The organism is Candidatus Accumulibacter phosphatis, from assembly GCF_000024165.1.
Taxonomy (GTDB): domain Bacteria; phylum Pseudomonadota; class Gammaproteobacteria; order Burkholderiales; family Rhodocyclaceae; genus Accumulibacter; species Accumulibacter phosphatis.
In genome coordinates, this window is sequence record NC_013194.1 from 4,007,056 (window position 1) to 4,029,843 (window position 22,788).

General features: G+C 62.9%; 16 protein-coding genes and 4 tRNA genes. 2 read left to right on the forward strand and 18 right to left on the reverse strand.

Annotated elements, in window-relative coordinates; all coding sequences use genetic code 11:
• Positions 1-43: 43 nt before the first annotated feature.
• The 15 genes from rpsG to CAP2UW1_RS17410 all read right to left on the reverse strand — a co-directional run bounded on the left by rpsG (position 44) and on the right by CAP2UW1_RS17410 (position 15,043).
• Positions 44-514, reverse strand: coding sequence for a 30S ribosomal protein S7 (rpsG, locus tag CAP2UW1_RS17340; protein WP_015767929.1), 471 nt, complete (start codon positions 512-514; stop codon positions 44-46).
• A 91-nt stretch (positions 515-605) separates the two neighbouring features.
• On the reverse strand, positions 606-983 hold the full coding sequence (gene rpsL, locus CAP2UW1_RS17345; RefSeq protein WP_015767930.1) for a 30S ribosomal protein S12: 378 nt from the start codon (positions 981-983) through the stop codon (positions 606-608).
• 164 nt (positions 984-1,147) lie between these two features.
• Positions 1,148-5,359: a DNA-directed RNA polymerase subunit beta' gene (gene rpoC / locus CAP2UW1_RS17350; RefSeq protein ID WP_015767931.1), complete on the reverse strand. Its 4,212-nt coding sequence runs from the start codon at positions 5,357-5,359 to the stop codon at positions 1,148-1,150.
• Positions 5,360-5,450: 91 nt separating this feature from the next.
• Positions 5,451-9,734 (reverse strand): DNA-directed RNA polymerase subunit beta, encoded by a 4,284-nt coding sequence (gene rpoB, locus CAP2UW1_RS17355; protein ID WP_015767932.1) that lies wholly within the window; start codon positions 9,732-9,734, stop codon positions 5,451-5,453.
• 260 nt (positions 9,735-9,994) lie between these two features.
• Positions 9,995-10,363: a 50S ribosomal protein L7/L12 gene (rplL, locus tag CAP2UW1_RS17360; protein ID WP_015767933.1), complete on the reverse strand. Its 369-nt coding sequence runs from the start codon at positions 10,361-10,363 to the stop codon at positions 9,995-9,997.
• A gap of 48 nt (positions 10,364-10,411) precedes the next feature.
• Positions 10,412-10,909: a 50S ribosomal protein L10 gene (gene rplJ, locus CAP2UW1_RS17365; RefSeq protein ID WP_015767934.1), complete on the reverse strand. Its 498-nt coding sequence runs from the start codon at positions 10,907-10,909 to the stop codon at positions 10,412-10,414.
• A 280-nt stretch (positions 10,910-11,189) separates the two neighbouring features.
• Positions 11,190-11,879: a 50S ribosomal protein L1 gene (gene rplA / locus CAP2UW1_RS17370; RefSeq protein ID WP_015767935.1), complete on the reverse strand. Its 690-nt coding sequence runs from the start codon at positions 11,877-11,879 to the stop codon at positions 11,190-11,192.
• A 1-nt stretch (position 11,880) separates the two neighbouring features.
• Positions 11,881-12,312 (reverse strand): 50S ribosomal protein L11, encoded by a 432-nt coding sequence (gene rplK / locus CAP2UW1_RS17375; RefSeq protein ID WP_015767936.1) that lies wholly within the window; start codon positions 12,310-12,312, stop codon positions 11,881-11,883.
• 128 nt (positions 12,313-12,440) lie between these two features.
• Complete coding sequence (nusG, locus tag CAP2UW1_RS17380; RefSeq protein ID WP_015767937.1) at positions 12,441-12,974, reverse strand: transcription termination/antitermination protein NusG; 534 nt, start codon at positions 12,972-12,974, stop codon at positions 12,441-12,443.
• Positions 12,971-13,324, reverse strand: coding sequence for a preprotein translocase subunit SecE (gene secE, locus CAP2UW1_RS17385; RefSeq protein WP_015767938.1), 354 nt, complete (start codon positions 13,322-13,324; stop codon positions 12,971-12,973). Before secE ends, nusG begins: the two co-directional genes overlap by 4 nt.
• 21 nt (positions 13,325-13,345) lie before the next feature.
• A tRNA-Trp gene (locus CAP2UW1_RS17390) sits at positions 13,346-13,421 on the reverse strand.
• 55 nt (positions 13,422-13,476) lie between these two features.
• On the reverse strand, positions 13,477-14,667 hold the full coding sequence (tuf, locus tag CAP2UW1_RS17395) for an elongation factor Tu (RefSeq protein ID WP_015767927.1): 1,191 nt from the start codon (positions 14,665-14,667) through the stop codon (positions 13,477-13,479).
• 53 nt (positions 14,668-14,720) lie between these two features.
• Positions 14,721-14,795 (reverse strand) — tRNA-Thr (locus tag CAP2UW1_RS17400).
• Between the two features lie 39 nt (positions 14,796-14,834).
• Positions 14,835-14,908: transfer RNA gene (locus CAP2UW1_RS17405), tRNA-Gly, on the reverse strand.
• Between the two features lie 50 nt (positions 14,909-14,958).
• Positions 14,959-15,043: transfer RNA gene (locus CAP2UW1_RS17410), tRNA-Tyr, on the reverse strand.
• A 183-nt stretch (positions 15,044-15,226) separates the two neighbouring features.
• Here CAP2UW1_RS17410 and CAP2UW1_RS17415 point away from each other — a divergent pair.
• Together CAP2UW1_RS17415 and CAP2UW1_RS17420 are read left to right on the forward strand one after the other, a co-directional pair.
• Positions 15,227-16,630, forward strand: coding sequence for an FAD-binding oxidoreductase (locus tag CAP2UW1_RS17415; RefSeq protein ID WP_041568675.1), 1,404 nt, complete (start codon positions 15,227-15,229; stop codon positions 16,628-16,630).
• Positions 16,631-16,749: 119 nt separating this feature from the next.
• Positions 16,750-20,352, forward strand: a complete 3,603-nt coding sequence (locus CAP2UW1_RS17420; protein ID WP_015767940.1) for an indolepyruvate ferredoxin oxidoreductase family protein — start codon at positions 16,750-16,752, stop codon at positions 20,350-20,352.
• A 90-nt stretch (positions 20,353-20,442) separates the two neighbouring features.
• Here the strand turns inward: CAP2UW1_RS17420 and CAP2UW1_RS17425 are convergent, their stop codons facing one another.
• The 3 genes from CAP2UW1_RS17425 to CAP2UW1_RS26215 form a co-directional block, all read right to left on the reverse strand.
• The gene (locus tag CAP2UW1_RS17425) at positions 20,443-20,961 is read right to left on the reverse strand and encodes a GNAT family N-acetyltransferase (RefSeq protein ID WP_015767941.1); all 519 of its coding nucleotides are present in this window, start codon (positions 20,959-20,961) and stop codon (positions 20,443-20,445) included.
• Positions 20,958-21,239: a type II toxin-antitoxin system TacA family antitoxin gene (locus CAP2UW1_RS17430; protein WP_015767942.1), complete on the reverse strand. Its 282-nt coding sequence runs from the start codon at positions 21,237-21,239 to the stop codon at positions 20,958-20,960. The genes CAP2UW1_RS17425 and CAP2UW1_RS17430 overlap by 4 nt, the downstream gene beginning before the upstream one ends.
• A gap of 416 nt (positions 21,240-21,655) precedes the next feature.
• Entirely contained in the window at positions 21,656-22,606 is a 951-nt protein-coding gene (locus CAP2UW1_RS26215; RefSeq protein ID WP_015767943.1) for a formylglycine-generating enzyme family protein, read from the reverse strand.
• Positions 22,607-22,788 lie beyond the last annotated feature (182 nt).

The window sequence follows — 22,788 nt, forward strand, 5'->3', positions numbered from 1 at the left end:
TAAGAAAGAACGATCGTCGTCGGAAGACAGCGATGCTGACGCCTCAGAACCGGAAGTGCGCAAACGCCTTGTTGGCCTCGGCCATACGGTGGACTTCGTCGCGCTTCTTGACGGCGCCGCCGCGGCTCTCGGAAGCCTCGAGCATTTCGGCGGCGAGGCGCTGACCCATCGATTTCTCGGAACGCTTGCGCGCCGACTCGCGCAGCCAACGCATGGCAAGCGCCATCCGACGACTCGGGCGGACCTCGACCGGCACCTGGTAGTTGGCACCACCGACGCGACGGCTCTTCACTTCGACCAGGGGCTTGATGTTGCCTAGCGCCAGACCAAAGACCTCAAGAGGATCCTTGCTGGTCTTGCTGACGATCAGATCAAAGGCACCGTACACGATGCGCTCGGCTACGGACTTCTTCCCGCACTTCATGATCGTATTGACAAACTTCGAAACTTCGACATTGCCAAACTTCGGATCGGGCAGAATATCGCGCTTCGGTACTTCACGACGACGTGGCATAACAACCTCTCATAGTCACAATTCAGTCGAAGGGTCGGGCGACCTTCCCTCCCAGCCGCCCACCAGGAGCGGCCCGTACTCGGACGGGGACTCAGGCAGCCTTCGGCCGCTTCGTGCCATACTTGGAACGGCTCTGCTTGCGCTTCTTGACTCCCTGGGTGTCCAGCGAACCACGCACCGTGTGATAACGAACGCCCGGCAGGTCCTTGACACGGCCACCGCGGATCAGAACGACCGAGTGCTCCTGAAGGTTGTGGCCTTCGCCGCCGATGTACGAGATCACCTCGAAGCCATTCGTCAGTCGTACCTTGCAAACCTTCCGCAGCGCCGAGTTTGGCTTTTTCGGCGTCGTGGTGTACACCCGTGTGCAGACGCCGCGTTTCTGCGGGCAATTCCCCAAGGCCGGCACTTTGCTCTTGCTGCGAATCGCCTCACGAGGCTTGCGCACGAGCTGGTTAATGGTTGGCATGTTCCCACCCCTATGTTCTGTACAGAAACCACCATGGAGACCACGGGGCGTCTGCAAAAAACCAAGGCGGACCAAAGGCCGCCTTGGCGATTTTCACGACAAACCAACGCGGCGTTCGCGTCGGCGACAAAGACCGGCGATTTTAGGGACTAACGGGCTGCAAGTCAACCAACAGGCGCGTCCTGAGCATTCTCTTCGCTGCGCGCCAAGTCCTCTTCCAGCCAGCCGCTTCCCGCTGCGATGTCCTCGCCCGCCGCGTTCTTCTTGCGCGTAGCGTGGTAGGCGAGGCCCGTCCCGGCCGGGATCAGACGACCGACGATGACGTTCTCCTTGAGTCCGCGCAACTCGTCGCGCTTGCCCATGATGGCCGCCTCGGTCAACACCCGCGTCGTTTCCTGGAAGGAGGCCGCGGAAATGAACGAATCGGTCGACAACGAGGCCTTGGTAATCCCCAGCAACACGTGTTCGTAGGTTGCGGGCAGCTTGCCTTCGGCAAGCATCCCGTCATTCTCGTCGAGCAGGTGAGCACGCTCGACTTGCTCACCCTTGATGAACTTGGTGTCTCCGGGGTCGAGCACATTGACGCGCCGCAGCATCTGGCGAACGATCACCTCGATGTGCTTGTCGTTGATCTTCACGCCCTGCAGGCGGTAGACGTCCTGCACTTCATCGGTAATGTAGATGGCCAGCGCCTCGACCCCCAGCAAGCGCAGGATGTCGTGGGGATCGGGCGCACCGTCGACGATCGACTCGCCCTTGTTGACCACCTGGCCGTCGTGCACCAGGACGTGCTTGTCCTTGAGGATCAGGTACTCGTGGGTGATGCCGTCAAGGTCCGTGATCACCAACCGCTGCTTGCCTTTGGTGTCCTTGCCGAAGGAAATGGTGCCGGTGAACTCGGCCAGCATGCCCGCGTCCTTGGGGGTGCGCGCTTCGAAGAGTTCCGCCACACGTGGCAGACCGCCGGTGATGTCTCGCGTCTTGGCCGATTCCTGCGGCAGGCGCGCGAGCACGTCGCCAACGGAAATCTGCTGCCCGTCGAAGACATTGATGATCGCGCCCACCTGGAACGTGATGGTCACCGGGTGATCGCTGCCATGCATCTTCACTTCGTCACCCGCGGGATCGAACAGTCTCACCTGCGGACGCAGGCCCTTGCTCGGAGCCTTGCCGCCCCGCTTCGGATCGATGACGACGAGCGTCGACAGCCCGGTCACCTCGTCGATCTGCTTGGCGACGGTGACGCCTTCCTCGACATTCTCGAACTTCACCAGACCCGAGTACTCGGCGATGATCGGGCGCGTGTGGGGATCCCAACTGGCCAGTCTGGCGCCGGCTTTAACTGCCTGTCCGTCAACGACCTGCAGTGTCGAGCCATAGGGAACCTTGTGCTTCTCCCGTTCGCGACCGTTGTCGTCGGTGATCAGGATCTCGCCGGAGCGCGTGATGACAATCTTCTCGCCCTTGGCACTGGTCACGTAGCGCATCGTGGCGGTGAAGCGGACGACACCGGCACTGCGCGTCTCGACCTGGCTGGCAACTGCGGCACGCGAGGCCGCACCGCCGACGTGGAAGGTGCGCATGGTCAACTGCGTTCCCGGTTCGCCGATGGATTGTGCGGCGATCACGCCAACCGCCTCGCCGACGTTTACCGGCGAACCGCGCCCGAGGTCGCGCCCGTAACACTTGCCGCACAGGCCGTAGCGCGTGTCGCAGGTCAACGGCGTACGCACCTTGACTTCGTCGATGCCGACCTGGTCGATCAGATCACAATGATCCTCACTGATCAGGGTCCCTTGTTCGATGACCGTCTCCTCGGTGTCGGGGTCTACGACGTCCGACGCCGTGACCCGACCGAGAATGCGCTCGCGCAGCGCCTCGATCACTTCACCCCCCTCGATCAGGGCTTTCATGGTGACGCCATTGGTCGTCCCGCAGTCATCCTCGATGACCACCAGATCCTGCGTCACGTCGACCAGTCGGCGCGTCAGGTAACCCGAGTTGGCCGTCTTCAGGGCGGTGTCCGCGAGACCCTTGCGTGCTCCGTGCGTCGAGATGAAGTACTGAAGAACGTTCAGGCCCTCACGGAAGTTGGTCGTGATCGGCGTCTCGATGATCGAGCCGTCCGGCTTGGCCATCAGACCCCGCATGCCCGCCAACTGGCGAATCTGCGCTGCCGAACCACGCGCGCCGGAATCGGCCATCATGAAGATGGAATTGAAGGAATCCTGCTTTTCCTTTTCCCCCTGACGATTGGTCACTTCCACCTGGCCGAGCTGTTCCATCATCACCTTGGCAACCTTGTCGCCGGTGCGGCCCCAGATGTCCACCACCTTGTTGTAACGTTCGCCATTGGTCACCAGACCATTGGTGTACTGGTTCTCGATCTCCTTGACCTCGGCTTCCGCTTCGGCAACGATCTCGCGCTTTTTCGCCGGGACCAGCATATCGTCGGAACAGATCGAAATGCCGGCTCGAGTGGCCAGGCGATAGCCGTTCTGCATCAACTTGTCGGCGAAAACGACGGTCTCCTTGAGACCACAGCGGCGGAAAGCGGCGTTGATCAGCTTCGAGATTTCCTTTTTCTTCAGCGGCTTGTCGATCAGGCTGAAAGGCAGGCCTTTCGGGAGGATCTCCGAGAGCAGCGCGCGGCCGGCCGTAGTGTCGTAGCGCGTCACCTTTTCCTGCCAGCCGCTCTCGCCATCGCGCTCGTATTCGGTGATGCGAACCGAAATGCGGGCGTGCAGGTCAAGCGAACCGGCCTGCATGGCGCGCGTCACTTCCGCGAGATCGGGGAAGAGCATGCCCTCGCCGGTAGCGTTGATGCGCTCCCGCGTGGCGTAATAGAGACCGAGGACGATATCCTGTGAGGGAACGATGATCGGTTCGCCATTTGCCGGCGACAGGACGTTGTTGGAGGCGAGCATCAGCGTCCGTGCCTCCATCTGGGCCTCGAGGGACAAGGGCACGTGCACAGCCATCTGGTCGCCGTCGAAGTCAGCGTTGAAGGCGGCACAGACCAGTGGATGCAACTGGATCGCCTTGCCCTCGATCAGCGTCGGCTCGAAGGCCTGGATGCCAAGGCGGTGCAGCGTCGGCGCACGGTTGAGCATGATCGGATGCTCGCGAATCACCTCTTCGAGGATATCCCAGACCACCGCTTCCTGCGTCTCGACCATCTTCTTCGCCTGCTTGATGGTCGTCGCCAAGCCCATGACCTCGAGACGGTTGAAAATGAAGGGCTTGAACAACTCGAGCGCCATCAGCTTCGGCAGACCGCACTGGTGCAGCTTGAGTTGCGGCCCAACGACGATCACCGAACGCCCCGAGTAGTCGACGCGCTTGCCGAGCAGGTTCTGGCGGAAACGACCACCCTTGCCCTTGATCATGTCCGCCAGGGACTTGAGGGGGCGCTTGTTGGCACCGGTCATCGCCTTGCCACGCCGGCCGTTGTCGAGCAGCGAGTCCACCGCTTCCTGGAGCATGCGCTTCTCGTTGCGTACGATGATCTCCGGCGCCTTGAGTTCGAGCAGACGCTTCAAGCGGTTGTTGCGGTTGATCACCCGACGATAGAGGTCGTTGAGATCCGAGGTAGCGAAACGTCCGCCGTCGAGCGGCACCAGCGGGCGGAGATCGGGCGGCAAGACCGGTAGCACCTCGAGCACCATCCACTCGGGCTTGATCCCCGACTTCTGGAAGCCTTCGAGAATCTTCAGACGCTTCGAGAATTTCTTGCTCTTGGTCTCCGAGGTGGTCGTCTCGAGCTCCGAGCGCAAACCCTCGACTTCACGTCCGAGATCGATCGAGCGCAACAACTCGCGAATCCCTTCGGCCCCCATGGCGGCGTAGAAGTCGTCGCCATACTCCTCGACCTTGGCCAGGTAGTCATCCTCGGTCAGCAACTGGCCGCGCGCCAGCGGCGTCATGCCCGGATCGAAAACGACGAAGGCCTCGAAATAGAGGACGCGCTCGATGTCGCGCAGTGTCATGTCGAGAACCATGCCCAGCCGACTGGGCAGGCTTTTCAGAAACCAGATATGCGCGACCGGGCTGGCAAGTTCGATATGCGCCATGCGCTCGCGACGAACCTTGGCGAGCGTCACTTCGACGCCGCACTTCTCGCAGATCACACCACGATGCTTGAGCCGCTTGTACTTGCCGCAAAGGCACTCGTAATCCTTGATCGGGCCAAAAATCTTGGCACAGAACAAGCCGTCGCGTTCCGGCTTGAAGGTACGATAGTTGATCGTCTCAGGCTTCTTCACTTCGCCGTAGGACCACGAGCGGATCTTGTCCGGCGATGCGAGACCGATGGTGATCGCATCGAACTGCTCTTCCTGCGTCACCTGTCTGAACAAATCAAGCAGTGCTTTCATCTTTTGCTCCAGTAAGGAGTGAGGCGTCGGGGGCAAATAGCGGCGAGGCGGGTCGGACCAAAACCTTCAGCGCTCACCCCTTGGCAAACAATCAGAAACGTTCGAGATCAATATCGATCGCCAGCGAGCGGATTTCCTTGACCAGTACGTTGAAGGACTCGGGCATGCCGGCGTCGATCTTGTGGTCGCCCTTGACGATGTTCTCGTAGACCTTCGTCCGGCCATTGACGTCGTCGGACTTGACCGTGAGCATTTCCTGCAGCACATAGGAGGCGCCATAGGCTTCCAGCGCCCAGACCTCCATCTCGCCGAAACGCTGGCCGCCGAACTGCGCCTTGCCACCGAGCGGCTGCTGGGTAACCAGCGAGTACGGACCGGTGGAGCGGGCGTGCATCTTGTCATCGACGAGGTGATGAAGCTTCAGCACGTGCATGTAACCCACCGTCACCTGACGCTCGAACTGTTCGCCGGTACGACCATCGTAGAGGGTCATCTGCCCGGATTCCGGCATGCCGGCCAGCGCCAGCATCGACTTGATCTCCGACTCCTTGGCGCCGTCGAAAACCGGGGTCGCAAAGGGAACTCCCGCCTCCAGGTTGCCGGCCATTTCGTTGATCTCGACGTCATTGAGCTGGTCGAGGTCTTCGGACTTGCCGGTGCCGTTGTAGATCTGCTCGAGGAATCCACGCACCTCGTTGGCGTTGGCCTGTCGGCTGAGCATCTCGCCGATCTTGATGCCGAGGCCCTTGGCGGCCAGTCCGAGGTGCACCTCGAGAATCTGGCCGACGTTCATCCGCGAAGGAACGCCAAGCGGATTGAGGACGATATCGACCGGCCGGCCGTCGGCCATGTAAGGCATGTCCTCCACCGGCACGATACGTGAGACGACGCCCTTGTTACCATGCCGTCCGGCCATCTTGTCACCCGCCTGCAGGCGGCGCTTGACGGCGACATAGACCTTGACCATCTTCTGCACGCCCGGCGGCAGTTCGTCGCCCTGGGTCAGCTTTTTGCGCTTCTCCTCAAAGGCAATATCGAAGCCCTTGCGGGTCTGTTCCAGGCCCTCGCGCAGCGATTCCAGCTGATGGGCAACTTCTTCGTCGGCCATCCGGATGTCGAACCAGTGATGCGGCTCGATGCCGTCGAGATACTCCTGCACGACCAGCGTACCCTTCGCCAGTCGCTTCGGCCCGCCGTTGGCCGGCTTGCCGACGATCAGTCGCTCGACGCGGGCAAAGGCATCGCGCTCGACGATCCGCAGTTGGTCGGCCAGATCGAGTTTGTAGCTGCGCAAGTGGTCGTCGATGATCGACTGCGCGCGCTTGTCGCGCTCGATCCCCTCGCGCGTGAACACCTGGACGTCGATGACCGTACCGGCGATTCCCGACTGCACGCGTAGCGAGGTATCCTTGACGTCCGACGCCTTCTCGCCAAAGATCGCCCGCAGGAGCTTCTCTTCCGGCGTCAGTTGCGTCTCGCCCTTCGGCGTCACTTTGCCGACGAGAACGTCGCCGGCTTCGACTTCGGCGCCAATATAGACAATTCCGGATTCATCGAGACGCGACAGTTGCGACTCGCCAAGAGAAGCGATGTCGCGGGTGATCTCCTCCGGACCCAACTTCGTGTCGCGGGCGACCACCGTCAGTTCCTCGATGTGAATCGAGGTGAAACGGTCCTGCGCCACGACGCGCTCCGAGATCAGGATCGAATCCTCGAAGTTGTAACCGTTCCACGGCATGAACGCGACCAGCATATTCTGGCCGAGGGCCAGCTCACCCTTGTCGGTCGACGCGCCGTCAGCGACCACATCACCGCGCGCGATCAGATCGCCAACGCGGACCAGCGGCCGCTGGTTGATATTGGTGTTCTGATTGGAGCGGGTGTACTTGACGAGGTTGTAGATGTCGACACCGACTTCACCGGGTCCTGTCTCATCGTCGTTGACGCGCACCACGACGCGCGAGGCGTCGACGTAGTCCACCTTGCCGCCACGTTTGGCCTGCACCGCCGTGCCCGAGTCGACGGCAACCGTACGCTCGATGCCGGTGCCGACTAGCGGCTTCTCCGGGCGTAGGCAAGGAACCGCCTGGCGTTGCATGTTGGCACCCATCAGGGCACGGTTCGCGTCGTCGTGCTCGAGGAAGGGAATCAGCGACGCCGCCACCGACACGATCTGGCTCGGCGCTACATCCATGTACTGCACACGCGCCGGTTCGGCGAGGATCGTTTCACCCTTCTCCCGACAGGTCACCAGCTGATCCATCAACACCCCACCCTCGCCCAGATCCGAGTTGGCCTGGGCAATGATGTAGGCCCCCTCTTCGATCGCCGAGAGGTACTCGATCTGATCGCTGACTCGACCATCCGCCACCTTCCGGTAGGGAGTCTCGAGGAAACCATACTCATTGGTGCGCGCGAACAGCGCCAGCGAGTTGATGAGGCCGATGTTCGGACCCTCCGGCGTCTCGATCGGGCAAACTCGGCCGTAGTGCGTCGGGTGTACGTCGCGCACTTCGAAGCCGGCACGCTCGCGCGTCAAGCCGCCCGGACCGAGGGCCGAAACGCGACGCTTGTGGGTGATTTCCGACAACGGGTTGGTCTGGTCCATGAACTGCGACAACTGGCTGGATCCGAAGAACTCGCGGACGGCAGCGCTGATCGGCTTGGCGTTGATCAGATCGTGCGGCATCAGATTGTCCGACTCGGCCTGCGACAGGCGCTCCTTCACCGCCCGCTCGACGCGCACCAGACCCGCCCGGAACTGATTCTCCGCCAGTTCGCCCACCGAGCGAACGCGCCGATTGCCGAGGTGGTCGATATCATCGATTTCACCCCGTCCGTTGCGCAGTTCGACGAGGAGTTTGATCACCTCGACGATGTCGCGCGGCGACAGCGTCAGTTGTTCGCGCACCTCGCCGGTGGCACCCATGGCCTTCAACTGCTCGAACAGGGTTACGGCAGCCTCTTGGGTGAGGTTTTCGGCAACTGCGCGCGGCCCGTAGCTCAATTCGGCCATGACCTGGTCGACCACAGGCACCGAGTCACTCACCACTTCATTGACCAGTTTGACGAGACCTTCGCGCTTCGACGGCACATGCTTGAGCATGACCTTGTGCTCGACGACGGCCTTGCGGCCGACTCGCCGGTTGAACTTCATGCGGCCGACGGCGGAGAGATCGTAACGATCGTCAGAGTAGAACAGGCCATTGAAGAGGATCTCGACGGCTTCTTCGGTTGGCGGTTCACCCGGTCGCATCATGCGGTAGATGGCGATGCGTGCCGCCTGTCGGGTTGCCGTTTCGTCCGTACGCAGCGTCTGCGAAATGAAGCCGCCCCGATCGAGGTCGTTGATGTAGAGGGTCTGCAAGGTCGCCACACCGGCTTCGACAAGCTTCGCCAGCAAGCCTTCGGTGATCTCTTCGTTGGCATTGGCCAGGATCTCGCCGGTGTTCTGATCGACGATTTCCTCGGCAACCACCCGACCGATCAGGAAGTCATCCGGCACCGCGACCTGTTTGATACCCGCGGCATCCAGTTCGCGGATGTGCTTGGCAGTAATGCGCTTGTCCTTGGCGATGATCAGCTTCCCGGACGGGTCGTTGAAGTCGAAGCGAGCCACTTCGCCACGCAGACGCTCGGGAACGAGCGCAAACTCGATGATCTTCCCGCCGACATGGAAGGTGTCGAACTCGAAGAACTCACGCAGGATCCGTTGCGGCGTCAAACCGATGGCTTTCAGCAGCGAGGTCACCGGCATCTTGCGGCGCCGGTCGACACGGAAGAAGAGCAGGTCCTTCGGATCGAACTCGAAATCCAGCCACGAACCGCGATAGGGAATCACGCGTGCGGAGAAGAGCAGCTTGCCCGAACTGTGCGTCTTGCCCCGGTCGTGCTCGAAGAACACTCCCGGCGAGCGGTGAAGCTGCGAGACGATGACTCGCTCGGTACCATTGATGACGAAGGAACCCGTGGAGGTCATCAAGGGAATCTCGCCCATGTAGACTTCCTGCTCCTTGACTTCCTTGATGGTGTCGGGCGTCTCGCGATCGAGAATGACCAGACGCACCTTGGCGCGCAGAGCCGAGGCGAAGGTCAGGCCGCGCTGCTGGCACTCGGTGACGTCGAAAGCCGGGTCGGAAAGCGCGTAACTGACAAACTCGAGGCGCGCGTTGCCACTGTGACTGACGATCGGAAAGATCGAGGAAAACGCCGCCTGCAGACCCTGGTTCCTGCGCTGCGCCACCGGCACGTTGGCCTGCAGGAAAGCAGTGAAGGACTCGAGCTGGGTGGCCAGCAAGAACGGCACGTCAAGAACGCTGGCGCGCTTGGCGAAGCTCTTGCGGATACGCTTTTTCTCGGTGTATGAGTAGGTCATGGTCGCTCCGAACTCAGAAGGCAAATCCTCTAGCATGCACCGGCGACAGTCGCAAGACCCGCCGGACCGCAACGGACAAACGCAATACGATTAGGACAGCAAGGAGCAGGCCGGTGGCGACTCTGCTCGGGCTACTCATCATTGCGTTTGCACGCTGCTCAGCCTGGCGTCCGGGAAGTGGGAAGACGCAAAGCTGTTTCCGGAAAAGCACAAAAGGGCTGACAGCCGAAAGGCTGTCAGCCCAGCTTGTGTGACCGGAACTACTTGACCTCGACCTTGGCTCCAGCATCCTCGAGCAGCTTTCTGAGGGCTTCGGCATCGGCCTTGGAGATGGCCTCCTTGACGGCCTTCGGTGCCCCGTCGACAAGATCCTTCGCTTCCTTGAGACCAAGACCGGTAGCCGCGCGAACGACCTTGATGGTCTCGACCTTCTTCTCCCCTGCCGCCATCAGCATGACGGTAAACTCGGTCTGCTCCTCGACGACCGGGGCAGCCGCACCGGGCGCAGCCACCGCCATGGAGGCGGCGGAGACCCCGAACTTCTCTTCGAACGCCTTGACCAGATCGTTCAATTGCATGACCGTCATCGAACCGACGGCTTCGAGGATGTCTTCTTGGGTAATAGCCATAATCAGTAAACTCCTAAATCTTTAGACTCGTAAGAACCGACAGCGCGATCAGGCAACTGCTTCTTCTCGTTGTTTGGCGAGAGCCGCGAGCGCACAGGCAAAACCGGTCACCGGCGCCTGCATGATGCCAAGCAACTGGCCAAGCAGTTCGTCGCGACTCGGAATCGAGGCCAGCGCCTGCACACCGGCCTTGTCCAGGACGTCGCCGGAATAACTGCCGGCCCTGAGGATCAGCTTGTCATTCGTTTTTGCGAAATCGTTGAGCACTTTCGCCGCCGCAACCGGATCCTCCGAGATGCTGTAAATCAGCGGCCCGGTCATGTGCTCGCCCAGACTGGCGAACACACTCCCTTCAACCGCTCGCCGCACCAGGGTGTTCTTCAGCACGCGCAGGTAAACACCCGAGGCGCGAGCCTGCGCGCGCAGACGCGTCAGATGAGCCACCGGCATGCCGGCGTACTCAGCCACGACGATCGTCTGGGCACTGGCGATCTTTGCCGACACCTCAGCCACGACGGCTTTCTTTTCTTCAAGATTGAGACCCACAGGCCCTTCCTCCAATCAAGTCAACACACGGCGCTTCCGGCAGGAAGCGCCGCACCCACGGCGACCTGGATCAGGGCTGGCAGCATGACGCTCGTCGCTGCAAAATCCTTTTCGGGGCGCACCGTCTACGCAGGCCGCTTGCACACTTAAGTCCAAGGCAACCGCCCTCGACACCTGCGGTCTTTGACGATCTGCCGGCACGGCCGGATGGCACCGTCGACAGCCCAACAAAGTTCCTTGCCGGACCGCTCTCATGGCAAGAGCGATCCGCTAATGCTCACTACAACGTGGTCGAATCCACGCGAATGCCCGGACCCATCGTGCTCGACAGCGCGATCCGGCGCACATACTGACCTTTGGACGTCGCCGGCTTGGCCTTGATCAGGGCATCGACCAGCGCCTTGACGTTGATCGCCAACTGATCGACTTCGAACGAGGCGCGGCCTACCGTGCTATGAATGATGCCGCCCTTGTCCGTGCGGTACTGCACCTGACCCGCCTTGGCGTTCTTGACGGCGGTCGCCACATCCATGGTCACCGTGCCGACCTTCGGGTTCGGCATCAAACCGCGCGGCCCGAGAATCTGACCGAGTTGTCCGACTACTCGCATCGCGTCGGGGGTGGCAATCACGCGATCAAAGTTGATCACTCCGGACTTGATCTCGGCGGCCAAATCCTCGAAGCCGACGATATCGGCGCCCGCTTCCCGGGCCGCCGCCGCCTTCTCGCCCTGCGCGAAGACGGCCACGCGGACCGTCTTGCCGGTACCGGCCGGCAGCACCACCGAACCACGAACGATCTGATCCGACTTGCGCGGATCGACACCCAGGCAGACGGCAACATCGATCGATTCGTCGAACTTGGCAGTCGCCAGTTCCTTGGCCAACTTCAGCGCATCGACCAGTGCAAAGCTGCTGTTGCGATCGGTTTTTCCCTTGAAGGCCTTTTGACGCTTGCTGATGGTTGCCATCTCAGAGGCCCTCCACCGTGACGCCCATCGTGTACGCGCTGCCGGCGATCGTGCGCACGGCAGCCTCCAGATCAGCAGCGGTGAGATCGGGCATTTTCTGCGTGGCAATCGCTTCGCACTGGGCACGCGTCAGCGTACCCACCTTGACGGTATGAGGTTTGGCACTGCCCTTCTGGATACCGATCGCCTTCTTGATCAGAACCGTTGCCGGTGGCGTCTTCATGATGAAGGTGAAACTCTTGTCCGCGAAGGCGGTAATCACCACAGGAATCGGCAGACCCGGCTCCAGCCCTTGCGTCTGGGCGTTGAAGGTCTTGCAGAATTCCATGATGTTCAGACCGCGCTGGCCCAGCGCCGGTCCGATCGGCGGCGAAGGGTTGGCCTTGCCCGCCGGCACTTGCAACTTGATATAGCCGATGATTTTCTTTGCCACGATGCAACTCCTCTAGACGGGTGCAAACGCGCTCTCGAGAGCGCTCCCCAAACGACAAACGCGGCCCGGGAGCCGCCCTACTGCGGTACGCCAAGAAAGCTTGCACGCACCGCGCTGATTATTCAGGGTCAGGCCTTCTCGACCTGGGCAAACTCCAGTTCAACCGGCGTCGGACGGCCGAAAATGGTCACCGACACGCGCAGACGATTCTTCTCGTAGTTCACTTGCTCGACGGCGCCATGGAAATCGGTGAACGGGCCATCCTTGACACGGACTACCTCGCCCGGCTCGAAAAGAACCTTCGGACGCGGCTTGTCCACGCCTTCCTGCATCTGCTGCATGATCTTGGCGACTTCCTTCTCGGAAATCGGCGACGGCTTGTTGGCAGTACCGCCGACAAACCCGGTCACTTTCGGAGTGCTCTTGACGAGGTGCCAGGAGTCGTCGTTCATTTCCATTTCCACGAGCACGTAGCCGGGGAAGAACTTGCGTTCGGAAATGCTCTTTTGCCCCATCTTGAGCTCGACAACCTCCTCCACGGGGACCAGGATGCGACCAAAGGACTCCTCCATGCCCTGGCGCTGTATACGTTCCAGGAGGGCGCGCTGCACGCTCTTCTCGAAACCAGAATAGGCGTGTACGACGTACCAGCGCATGCTCATGTTTTTCTCCACCCCAGCACCAGATCGTACAGAACCCACTCGAGACCCTTGTCGGTCAGCCACAGGAAGAGAGCCATCACCACCACGAAGGCAAACACCAGACCCGTGGTCTGCATGGTTTCCTTGCGCGAAGGCCAGACAACCTTCTTGGCTTCGGTCGACGCCTCTTTCGCGAAGCCGAAGAACAGGCGGCCCTGCTCGGTCTGCCAGGCAACGGCGGCGGCCAGGCCGGTACCGGCGAGAACAGCGAGGACGCGCAGGATCATCGCCTGCCCGGCGAGAAGGTAGAAGCCAGCAATGCCGGCCGCAAGCAGCAATACCGCCAACGCAAACTTGAACTTATCGGCCATGGGGTCCGCAATGATTGTTGATGGCAGGGGCAGAGGGAATCGAACCCCCAACCTTCGGTTTTGGAGACCGACGCTCTGCCAGTTGAGCTATGCCCCTGCGGCAGAGACTGTGGTGGCTCCGCGAACGGAGCCACCACGAAGCCTGAAAGGAACTACTCGATGATCTTGGCCACGACGCCGGCACCGACGGTGCGGCCGCCTTCGCGGATGGCGAAACGCAAGCCCTCCTCCATGGCGATCGGCGAGATCAGTTTGACGGTCATCTGGATGTTGTCGCCCGGCATCACCATCTCGACGCCTTCGGGCATGGCGATCGCGCCGGTCACATCCGTCGTCCGGAAGTAGAACTGCGGGCGATAGTTGTTGAAGAACGGCGTGTGACGACCACCCTCTTCCTTCGACAGCACGTAAACCTCACCCGTGAAGTGCGTGTGCGGCTTGATCGAACCCGGCTTGGCAAGAACCTGGCCACGCTCGACGTCTTCACGCTTGATGCCGCGCAGGAGAACACCGACGTTGTCACCGGCCTGGCCCTGGTCGAGCAGCTTGCGGAACATCTCGACGCCCGTGCAGGTCGTCTTGATCGTCGGCCGAATGCCGACAATCTCGACTTCCTCGCCGACCTTGACCACCCCGCGCTCCACCCGCCCGGTCACCACCGTGCCCCGGCCGGAAATCGAGAAAACGTCCTCCAGCGGCAGCAGGAAGGGCTTGTCCACCGCCCGCTCCGGCGTCGGGATGTACGCATCGAGCGCATCCGCCAGCGCCATCACCGACTGTTCGCCGAGCGCGCCGGTGTCGCCTTCCAGCGCCTTCAGCGCCGAACCCTGGATGATCGGCACATCGTCGCCCGGGAAGTCGTACTTCGACAGCAACTCACGAACCTCCATGTCGACCAGCTCGAGCAGCTCGGCGTCGTCGACCATGTCGCACTTGTTCAGATAGACGATGATGTACGGCACGCCCACCTGCCGCGCCAGCAGAATGTGCTCGCGCGTCTGCGGCATCGGGCCATCCGCCGCCGACACCACCAGGATCGCGCCGTCCATCTGCGCCGCACCGGTAATCATGTTCTTGATGTAGTCCGCGTGACCCGGGCAGTCGACGTGCGCATAGTGCCGCTTCGACGTCTCGTACTCGACGTGCGCCGTGTTGATCGTGATGCCGCGCGCCTTCTCTTCCGGCGCCGCGTCGATCTGGTCGTAGGCCTTCGCCACTCCGCCGAACTTCTTCGCCAGAATGGTCGTGATCGCCGCCGTCAGCGTCGTCTTTCCGTGATCAACGTGCCCAATCGTCCCCACATTCACGTGCGGCTTCGTACGTTCAAATTTTCCCTTGGCCATTACCGGTACCTCAAGACGTTAAAGTTAAATAATGAATCTGCAGCACCAAACGGTGGTGCCCATGGACAGAATTGAACTGTCGACCTCTCCCTTACCAAGGGAGTGCTCTACCGCTGAGCTACATGGGCGTCGTTCGAGAAGCCTGAAGCAATCTTGCGGCCGCTACGTGGAGCGGGTGAAGGGAATCGAACCCTCGTCATAAGCTTGGAAGGCTTCAGCTCTACCATTGAGCTACACCCGCAAAACCATTACCCGTACACGCCTGAAAAACGTAACCAACAGCGGCGATTTTGGTGGAGGGAGAAGGATTCGAACCTTCGAAGGCAGAGCCGTCAGATTTACAGTCTGATCCCGTTGGCCACTTGGGTATCCCTCCAACTAAGAACCCTCGATTCTGACGCCCTTGGGCCGAGCTGTCAAACGATTTTTGGAGCCGGGCAGTATTCTAGCGCACAAGACCGAGCCCGCCCCAGCTTTTTCGACACCCTCCGACAGACAACGCCGTAGAATCGGGCAGCTGCCCGCACGCGAATCGCCCTGAGAGGAGCCAGAGACCATGATGAGCGTCCCGTCGCCTACCCACCGGCCACTATCCGGAGAAGTCGCATCGCTGCTCAGTGAGCGAGCCGGCTCGCGCTTTTCGCAAGGCGACTCGATCCGCCTCCAGCACGGGCGCGACGAGTCGATTCATGAGCCGGCCCTGCCGGATGGCGTCCTGCTCGCCGAGAGCACGCAGGAAGTTGCCGAGGTGGCGGCCCTCTGCCATCGTCATCGCGTGCCGATGATTGCCTACGGCACGGGCAGTTCGGTCGAAGGACAGGTTCTGGCGATTCACGGCGGCCTGACCATCAGTCTCGCCGGGATGAACAGGATCCTCGCCGTGCACGCCGACGATCTCGACGCGACGGTCGAGGCCGGGGTTACCCGCCTGCAGCTCAACGCTGCGCTCAAGGGGAGCGGCCTGTTCTTCCCGATCGACCCCGGTGCAGATGCCTCGCTCGGCGGCATGGCGGCGACGCGTGCCTCGGGAACCAACGCCGTGCGTTACGGAACGATGCGCGACAACGTCCTCGGCATGACCGTCGTCCTGGCTGACGGTCGCATCATCCAGACCGGTGGCCGGGCGCGCAAGTCCTCGGCCGGGTACGACCTGACACGCCTGCTGATCGGATCGGAAGGCACGCTCGGCATCATCACCGAACTGACGGTCAAGCTCCACCCGATCCCGGAAGCGATGTCCGCGGCGGTCTGCGTGTTCGCCGACATCGATGCGGCGGTCAAGGCCGTGATCCAGACGATCCAGCTCGGCGTTCCCGTGGCGCGCGTCGAGTTGCTCGATGCGCTGACCCTGTCGGCCGTCAATCGCCACAGCCATACGGCGCTGAAGGAACTGCCGACGCTCTTCTTCGAGTTCCACGGCAGCCCCGCTGCGGTCGGCGAACAGGCACAGACCGTGCAGGAAATCGCCGGCGCCCTCGGCGGCCAGGATTTCGAGTGGGCGACGCGCAGCGAAGAGCGCAGCCGCCTGTGGCAGGCGCGGCACGCCGCGTACTTTGCCTGCCTGCGCCTGAAACCGGGTTGCCGCGCCTTTCCGACCGACGTCTGCGTGCCGATTTCGCGTCTCGCCGAGTGCATCCAGCGCACCAACGAAGACATCGCCCAGGTAGCCATCCCGATCGCCCTCTTCGGTCATGTCGGCGACGGCAACTTTCATCTGGTCGTCCTGGTTGACCCGGCCAACCCGCGAGACCTGCAGGAGGCCGAGTGGATCAACGAACGCGTCGTCGAGCGTGCCCTGCAGATGTCCGGAACCTGTACCGGCGAACACGGCATCGGCATCGGCAAGACCCGCTTCATGCTACGCGAGCACGGTGCCGACGCGGTGGCGGTGATGCGGGCGATCAAGGCGGCGCTCGACCCGCACGACCTGCTCAATCCCGGCAAGATACTGCCCGCAGGCTGAGCACCACGGCCCAGCCGGCACCGCGCAACCTCGGCGCACGGCAGCGGTCAGACGGGTTGTCGGCTCACCGGGAACCCACGAAAAGCGGCAGAGGCGTTGACAACTACGGAGGAGAAGCAATGAGCGATCTCGCGACCACGCTCGACAGCCGCTACACGGCCACCTCGGGACGCGTCTTCCTGACCGGTACACAAGCCCTCGTTCGCCTGCCGATGCTGCAGCGCCTGCGCGACGAGGCCGCCGGACTGAACACCGCCGGCTTCGTCTCGGGCTACCGTGGCAGCCCACTCGGCGGGCTCGATCAGGCGCTCTGGAAAGCCAGGCAACACCTCGACGCCCAGCGCATCGTCTTCCAGCCGGCGGTCAACGAAGATCTCGCGGCGACCGCGGTGTGGGGAACGCAGCAGCTCAATCTGTTTCCGGGAGCCCGCTACGACGGCGTCTTCGCCATGTGGTACGGCAAGGGCCCAGGCGTCGATCGCTGCGGCGACGTTTTCCGGCACGCCAACGCAGCCGGCACGGCCAGGTACGGCGGTGTTCTGGTGATCGCCGGCGACGACCACGCGGCCAAGTCGTCGACGCTGCCACACCAGACCGAGCACGTCTTCAAGGCAGTGATGATGCCCGTACTCTACCCGGCCAACGTCCAGGAGTATCTCGACTACGGCCTGCACGGCTGGGCGATGAGCCGCTACTCGGGCTGCTGGGTGGTGATGAAAGCCCTGGCCGATACGGTGGAGACGTCGGCCTCGGTGGCGATTGACCCGCTGTCGACGGTGATCCGCCTGCCCGACGACTTCGCGATGCCGGAGAACGATGCGCACGGACTCAACATCCGCTGGCCCGACCCGCCGCTGCAACAGGAAGCCCGCCTGCTCAACCGCAAGCTCTATGCGGCGCTCGCCTATTGCCGCGCCAACCAGCTCAACCGCATCGTCATCGACAGCGCCGACCCGGCGTCGCCTGCCCGTCTCGGAATCATCACCGCCGGCAAGGCCTACCTCGACGTGCGCCAGGCCTTGACCGAACTCGGCATCGACGACGAGCTGGCCGCGCGCATCGGCATTCGCCTGTACAAGGTCGGCATGGTCTGGCCGCTCGAGGCCGACGGCGTCCGCCGTTTCGCCGAGGGGCTCGAAGAGATCCTCGTCGTCGAGGAGAAACGGCAACTGATCGAGTACCAGCTCAAGGAGGAACTCTACAACTGGCGCGAGGACGTCCGGCCACGCGTCGTCGGCAAGTTCGACGAGAAGGGCGAGTGGTCGCTGCTGCCCACCGGCAGCGGCCACCTGACGCACGGCGACTGGCTGCTGCCCGCTGCCGGCGAACTGTCGGTCGCCCAGGTCGCGCGCGCGCTGGCCTCCCGCATCGACCGCTTCTTCACGTCGCCGGCGATCGTCGAACGGCTGGCGCTGCTCGAAGCCAAGCAGAACAGCCCGACGACGCCCGCGCCGAGCACCGCCCCGACCGGCGCGGCAGCGCTGGCGACGATTCAGCGCACGCCCTACTTCTGTTCCGGCTGCCCGCACAACACCTCGACGCGCGTCCCCGAAGGCTCGCGCGCCGTCGCCGGCATCGGCTGCCATTACATGGTCACCTGGATGGACCGCAGCACGGCCACCTTCACGCATATGGGTGGCGAAGGCGTCACCTGGGTCGGCCAGGCGCCGTTCACCGACGTCAAGCACATCTTCGCCAACCTCGGCGACGGCACCTACTTTCACTCCGGGCTGCTGGCCATCCGCCAATCGGTCGCCGCCGGAGTCTCGATCACCTACAAGATCCTCTACAACGACGCCGTCGCGATGACCGGTGGCCAGCCGGTGGACGGCAGCCTGAGCGTCCCGCAGCTCACCCGGCAACTCGAAGCCGAGGGGATCAGCAAGATCGTCATCGTCACCGACGAACCCGCCAAGTACGAGGGTGTGCGTGGCCTGGCTCCGCATACGCCGATCCACCACCGCGACCAGCTCGATGCGGTTCAGCGCGACCTGCGCGAACATCGCGGCGTCTCGGTGCTCATCTACGACCAGACCTGCGCCACCGAGAAGCGCCGTCGCCGCAAGCGCGGCAAGCTCGCCGACCCGGCGCGGCGGGTATTCATCAACCCGGCCGTCTGCGAAGGATGCGGCGACTGTGGTGTGCAATCGAACTGCCTGTCGGTGATACCGGTCGAGACCGAGTTCGGTCGCAAGCGCGCGATCGACCAGTCGTCGTGCAACAAGGATTTCTCCTGCGTCAATGGCTTCTGTCCGAGCTTCGTCAGCGTCGAAGGCGGCAGACTGCGCGCCGGCCGCGCCATCGCCACCGACGATGGCGCCTCGGCCAGCGCTTTCGACGACGCGTTTGCCACCGCTTTTGCCAAGCTTCCCGACCCCGTACTCGCCGACACCCGGCACCCCTTCAACATCCTGATCACTGGCGTCGGCGGTACCGGCGTCGTCACTCTCGGCGCCCTGCTCGGCATGGCCGCGCACCTCGACGGCAAGGGCGTCTCGGTTCTCGACATGACCGGCCTGGCGCAGAAATTCGGCGCCGTCTTTTCGCACCTGCGCATTGCCGACCGACCCGAGGACTTGCATGCCGCGCGCATCGCCACCGGCGAAGCGCACGCCGTGATCGGCGGCGACCTCGTGGTCACCGCCGGCGCCGAAGCCCTGTCGAAGGTTCTTGCCGGCAAGACGCGGGCAGTCGTCAACGTCGCCGCAACACCGACCGCCGAATTCACGCACAACCCCGACTGGCAGTTTCCGCAGCAGGCGATGCAGGCCCGCGTCGACGAAGCCTGCGGCGCCGGCCGGACGCTATTCCTCGACACCGCCGAGATGGCCCGCCGCCTGATGGGCGACGCGCTCTACGGCAACCTGTTCCTGCTCGGCGTCGCCTGGCAACGCGGACTGGTGCCGCTCTCGCTGGCAGCGATCGACCAGTCCATCGAACTCAACGGCGCCGCCGTCGAGAAGAACCGCCAGGCCTTTCTCTGGGGCCGGCGCGCCGCGCACGACCCGGAAGCCGTCCGCCGCCTGCTGCAACCGGCGGGCACGCCGACGGCGCGGCCGATCTCGCGTAGCCTCGACGAGACGATCGAGCGCCGCGTCGAAACCCTCACCGCGTATCAGGACGCACGCTACGCCGAACGCTACCGCACACTGGTCGAGCGCGTCCGCGCTGCCGAAGCGCCCCTGCAATCGACAGCGTTGACCGAAGCCGTCGCCCGCGCCTACTGCAAGCTGCTGGCGGTCAAGGACGAGTACGAAGTCGCGCGACTGCATGCCGATCCGGCATTCCGCCGGCAGTTGTGCGAAGCCTTCGAAGGCAACTTCAGCCTGCGCTTCCATCTCGCGCCGCCGCTGCTCGCCCGGCCGGATCCGCAGACAGGCAGAATCCGCAAACGCAGCTACGGCGCCTGGATGATGACCGCGTTCACCTGCTTGAGCCGGCTCAAGGGCCTGCGCGGCACGCTCCTCGACCCCTTCGGCAGGACCGAGGAAAGGCGCATGGAACGGCAACTGATCACCGACTACGAGGCCGATATCGAACTGATCCTGGCGCAACTCAAACCCGAAACGCTGGCCGGCGCCATCGAACTGGCGAGCGTGCCGGAGCAGATTCGAGGCTTCGGGCACGTCAAGGCGGCGTCGGTGCTGCAGGCCCGCGCCAGACGCGACGCGCTGCGCCAGCAACTGCGCGCGCCGGCCGGCGGCCAGGAAAACGCGGCGTGAGCGAGCGTCGGAGCGCCATCGCCCCATAGGTCGGGCCAGGCCGCAGGCCGTAACCCGACAACCCCCGCAACCACGTCGAGCTACGCTGCGTTAACCCGATCCACGACGCTGGTCTTTCGGCAGCAGGCTCGCGCGCAGTAAGAAGCGGTCGGGTCGGCCGGGCAAAGGAACGAAGCCGAAATGTGTGTAGAACGCAGCGGCGGCTTGATCCTTGGCATCGACGACAATGCCGGCGACGGCCAGCACCGCACCGGCCTGCACGACTTTCGCGCAGGCGTCGGCCAGCAGAATTGACCCCAGGCCCTTTCCCTGAAACTGCGTATCGACGGCAAGCCGACCTATCAGGGCGATCGGCACCGGATAGCGAGGCAGCTTGCGCGCGAGCGCAGGCGGCAGATCGCCGCAAGCGACGCTGCCGGCGCTCAGGGTGAAGAACCCCGCCAATCGCTCCGGCTGATCGTCGGGCGTGGCAACGAAAACACGCGCCACGTCTTTCCGCACATCTTGCGAGGCATAGCGGCAAATGTACTCGTCGAGCGGCGAGCTGCCGCAGTGAAAAGCAGCGACATCCAGTGCGGTGTCGAGCGGCCTGATGCGATAAGCACTCACTTCCGGAGGCTACTTGCATGGCGCTGGAAGGCGCGCTGCAGTGCAGCGTTTGGCTCATCGAGCGCGTCGAGAGCGGCGAGAAAAGCCTCAAAATCCGCCGCTTGCAGGGTGATTGACGCGTTTGCCTCGACCACTCGCTCGGCTGAAGCCACGGCCTGCGAGAGCACGAACTCCGAAATGCTGACGTGCGAGTAAGCGGCCGCGCGTTCGAGCAGTTCGCGCGCACGCTTGTCGCAGCGGATGTTGAGGCGGCTTTCCTTGATGGCGGTGCTGGTCATGGCGAATTTCCGGAAATGAACAAGAAAACGAACACCAAAATGTACGCCGGATGTGCGCACGTTACAAGACGCCTGATTGCAGACCTTACACACACGCTGTCCTTGCGGCGCGCCCGTTGAACTCGGTGCGCGTCGCAAGCGCTGCCCAGTGTGCCGCCGCTGTCCGACGACCAGATCGCGGCCGCAAAGCAAAGGCGCTGGGGCGATTCGCCGCCCATGAGAGTGTGGAGGGGTAAAGGGGCAAAGCGCAAAAAGCCATGCATCCTGCGCTGCGCTAGGGAAGCGTCTTGGCCACACGGAAACCCTGGACGCAAAAGGGGTCGCCGGGTTCACCCCAGCCACGCTTGGCCGAACGTGCGCGCCTGGAGTTATCGTGCCAACTCCCTCCGCGCTGAACGTAGTACCAGAATTCGGTATCACCCGGAGCAACGGCCCACCCCTCGTGGCTTGGCTCCCCAGTCCGACATTCTCTGCCCCCCCCAGTCGCTACCGTCGGCCGGCGCGCCGAAGTAGCGATTGTGATAGCAATCCTCGACCCATTCGACCACGTTGCCGATCATGTCGTGCAACCCGAATTTGTTCACCGCGAAGCTGCCGACCAGAGCTGTCCGCTTACCGCTCCACTGGCTACCCGATCCGTAGAAGTTTGCCCGATTCGTCCCTGGCTCCTTGCCCCAGGGGTAGGCGTCAGTGCTACCTGCTCGCGCCGCATACTCCCACTCAGCTTCCGACAGCAGCCGATATTTTTCACCGGTCTTCTTGGATAGCCACACGACGTAGTTCCGGGCGTCGGTCGGAGTCACCTTGATGACCGGCCGTCTGCCCCGGCCCCAGCCGGAATCATCACCCTTGTACCGGCAGCCGCCAGCAGCGACACAGGCGTCCCATTCGTCAAAGGTGATCGGCGGCAGTTCGGGCAGCTTGACGATCTCCGGCATGAGTCCGGCGATCGGCAGCGGCGGCGTAAAGTCTTCCACTTCCTGGCGCACGCGCTCCTGCTCGCTGATTTGCCCCGCTCCACGCTCGGCGGGCTCGTAGCGGAGGCAGGCGACGAGCACGAAGAGATGGCTGGCGGCCTTGTCTACCCAGCGGCCCAACCAGACGGCGGCGTTGTCCAGGAACACACGCTCCCTGCCGCGGATAACCTCAGTAGTCGGCTCCAGCGCGAGAATGAAGATACGGCACTTTTCCGCGTTCATCCAGCGCTGCAGGTCTCTCCACGATTCCAGGTCCGGATTGCGCACGCCCTCGCGAATCCCGCGCAGGATCGAAACGCCAAGGGTTTCCGGGGTGGTCAGCGGCAGCTTGCCGACCACCTGTACCAGGACCACCTGCTCCGGCTGCACGCCGGGAATCTGGTGGCGCATCTCGTACTCCCGCACCCGCTCCAGGAAGCCCCGGTGCCCCTCGCGCGTGCCTCCTGTTAGTTCGCGCCGCTATAAGGCCATTTCGGTGGCGGCGTAATGAGGCCACTGGACTCGCGGCGCAATGAGGCCAGAGCAATCGCGGCACAATAAGGCCACGTAGAAGGCAAGTAGAGGCGGTTTTG

Bases quoted from the DNA above. Each gene is read 5' to 3' on its own strand.
- secE (WP_015767938.1), bottom strand. From the start codon at position 13,324: ATGGCCGATAAGTTCAAGTTTGCGTTGGCGGTATTGCTGCTTGCGGCC.
- CAP2UW1_RS17415 (WP_041568675.1), top strand. From the start codon at position 15,227: ATGAGCGTCCCGTCGCCTACCCACCGGCCACTATCCGGAGAAGTCGCA.
- nusG (WP_015767937.1), bottom strand. From the start codon at position 12,974: ATGAGCATGCGCTGGTACGTCGTACACGCCTATTCTGGTTTCGAGAAG.
- CAP2UW1_RS17430 (WP_015767942.1), bottom strand. From the start codon at position 21,239: ATGACCAGCACCGCCATCAAGGAAAGCCGCCTCAACATCCGCTGCGAC.
- CAP2UW1_RS26215 (WP_015767943.1), bottom strand. From the start codon at position 22,606: ATGCGCCACCAGATTCCCGGCGTGCAGCCGGAGCAGGTGGTCCTGGTA.
- rpsL (WP_015767930.1), bottom strand. From the start codon at position 983: ATGCCAACCATTAACCAGCTCGTGCGCAAGCCTCGTGAGGCGATTCGC.
- CAP2UW1_RS17420 (WP_015767940.1), top strand. From the start codon at position 16,750: ATGAGCGATCTCGCGACCACGCTCGACAGCCGCTACACGGCCACCTCG.
- rplL (WP_015767933.1), bottom strand. From the start codon at position 10,363: ATGGCTATTACCCAAGAAGACATCCTCGAAGCCGTCGGTTCGATGACG.
- rpoB (WP_015767932.1), bottom strand. From the start codon at position 9,734: ATGACCTACTCATACACCGAGAAAAAGCGTATCCGCAAGAGCTTCGCC.
- rplA (WP_015767935.1), bottom strand. From the start codon at position 11,879: ATGGCAACCATCAGCAAGCGTCAAAAGGCCTTCAAGGGAAAAACCGAT.
- rpsG (WP_015767929.1), bottom strand. From the start codon at position 514: ATGCCACGTCGTCGTGAAGTACCGAAGCGCGATATTCTGCCCGATCCG.
- rpoC (WP_015767931.1), bottom strand. From the start codon at position 5,359: ATGAAAGCACTGCTTGATTTGTTCAGACAGGTGACGCAGGAAGAGCAG.
- tuf (WP_015767927.1), bottom strand. From the start codon at position 14,667: ATGGCCAAGGGAAAATTTGAACGTACGAAGCCGCACGTGAATGTGGGG.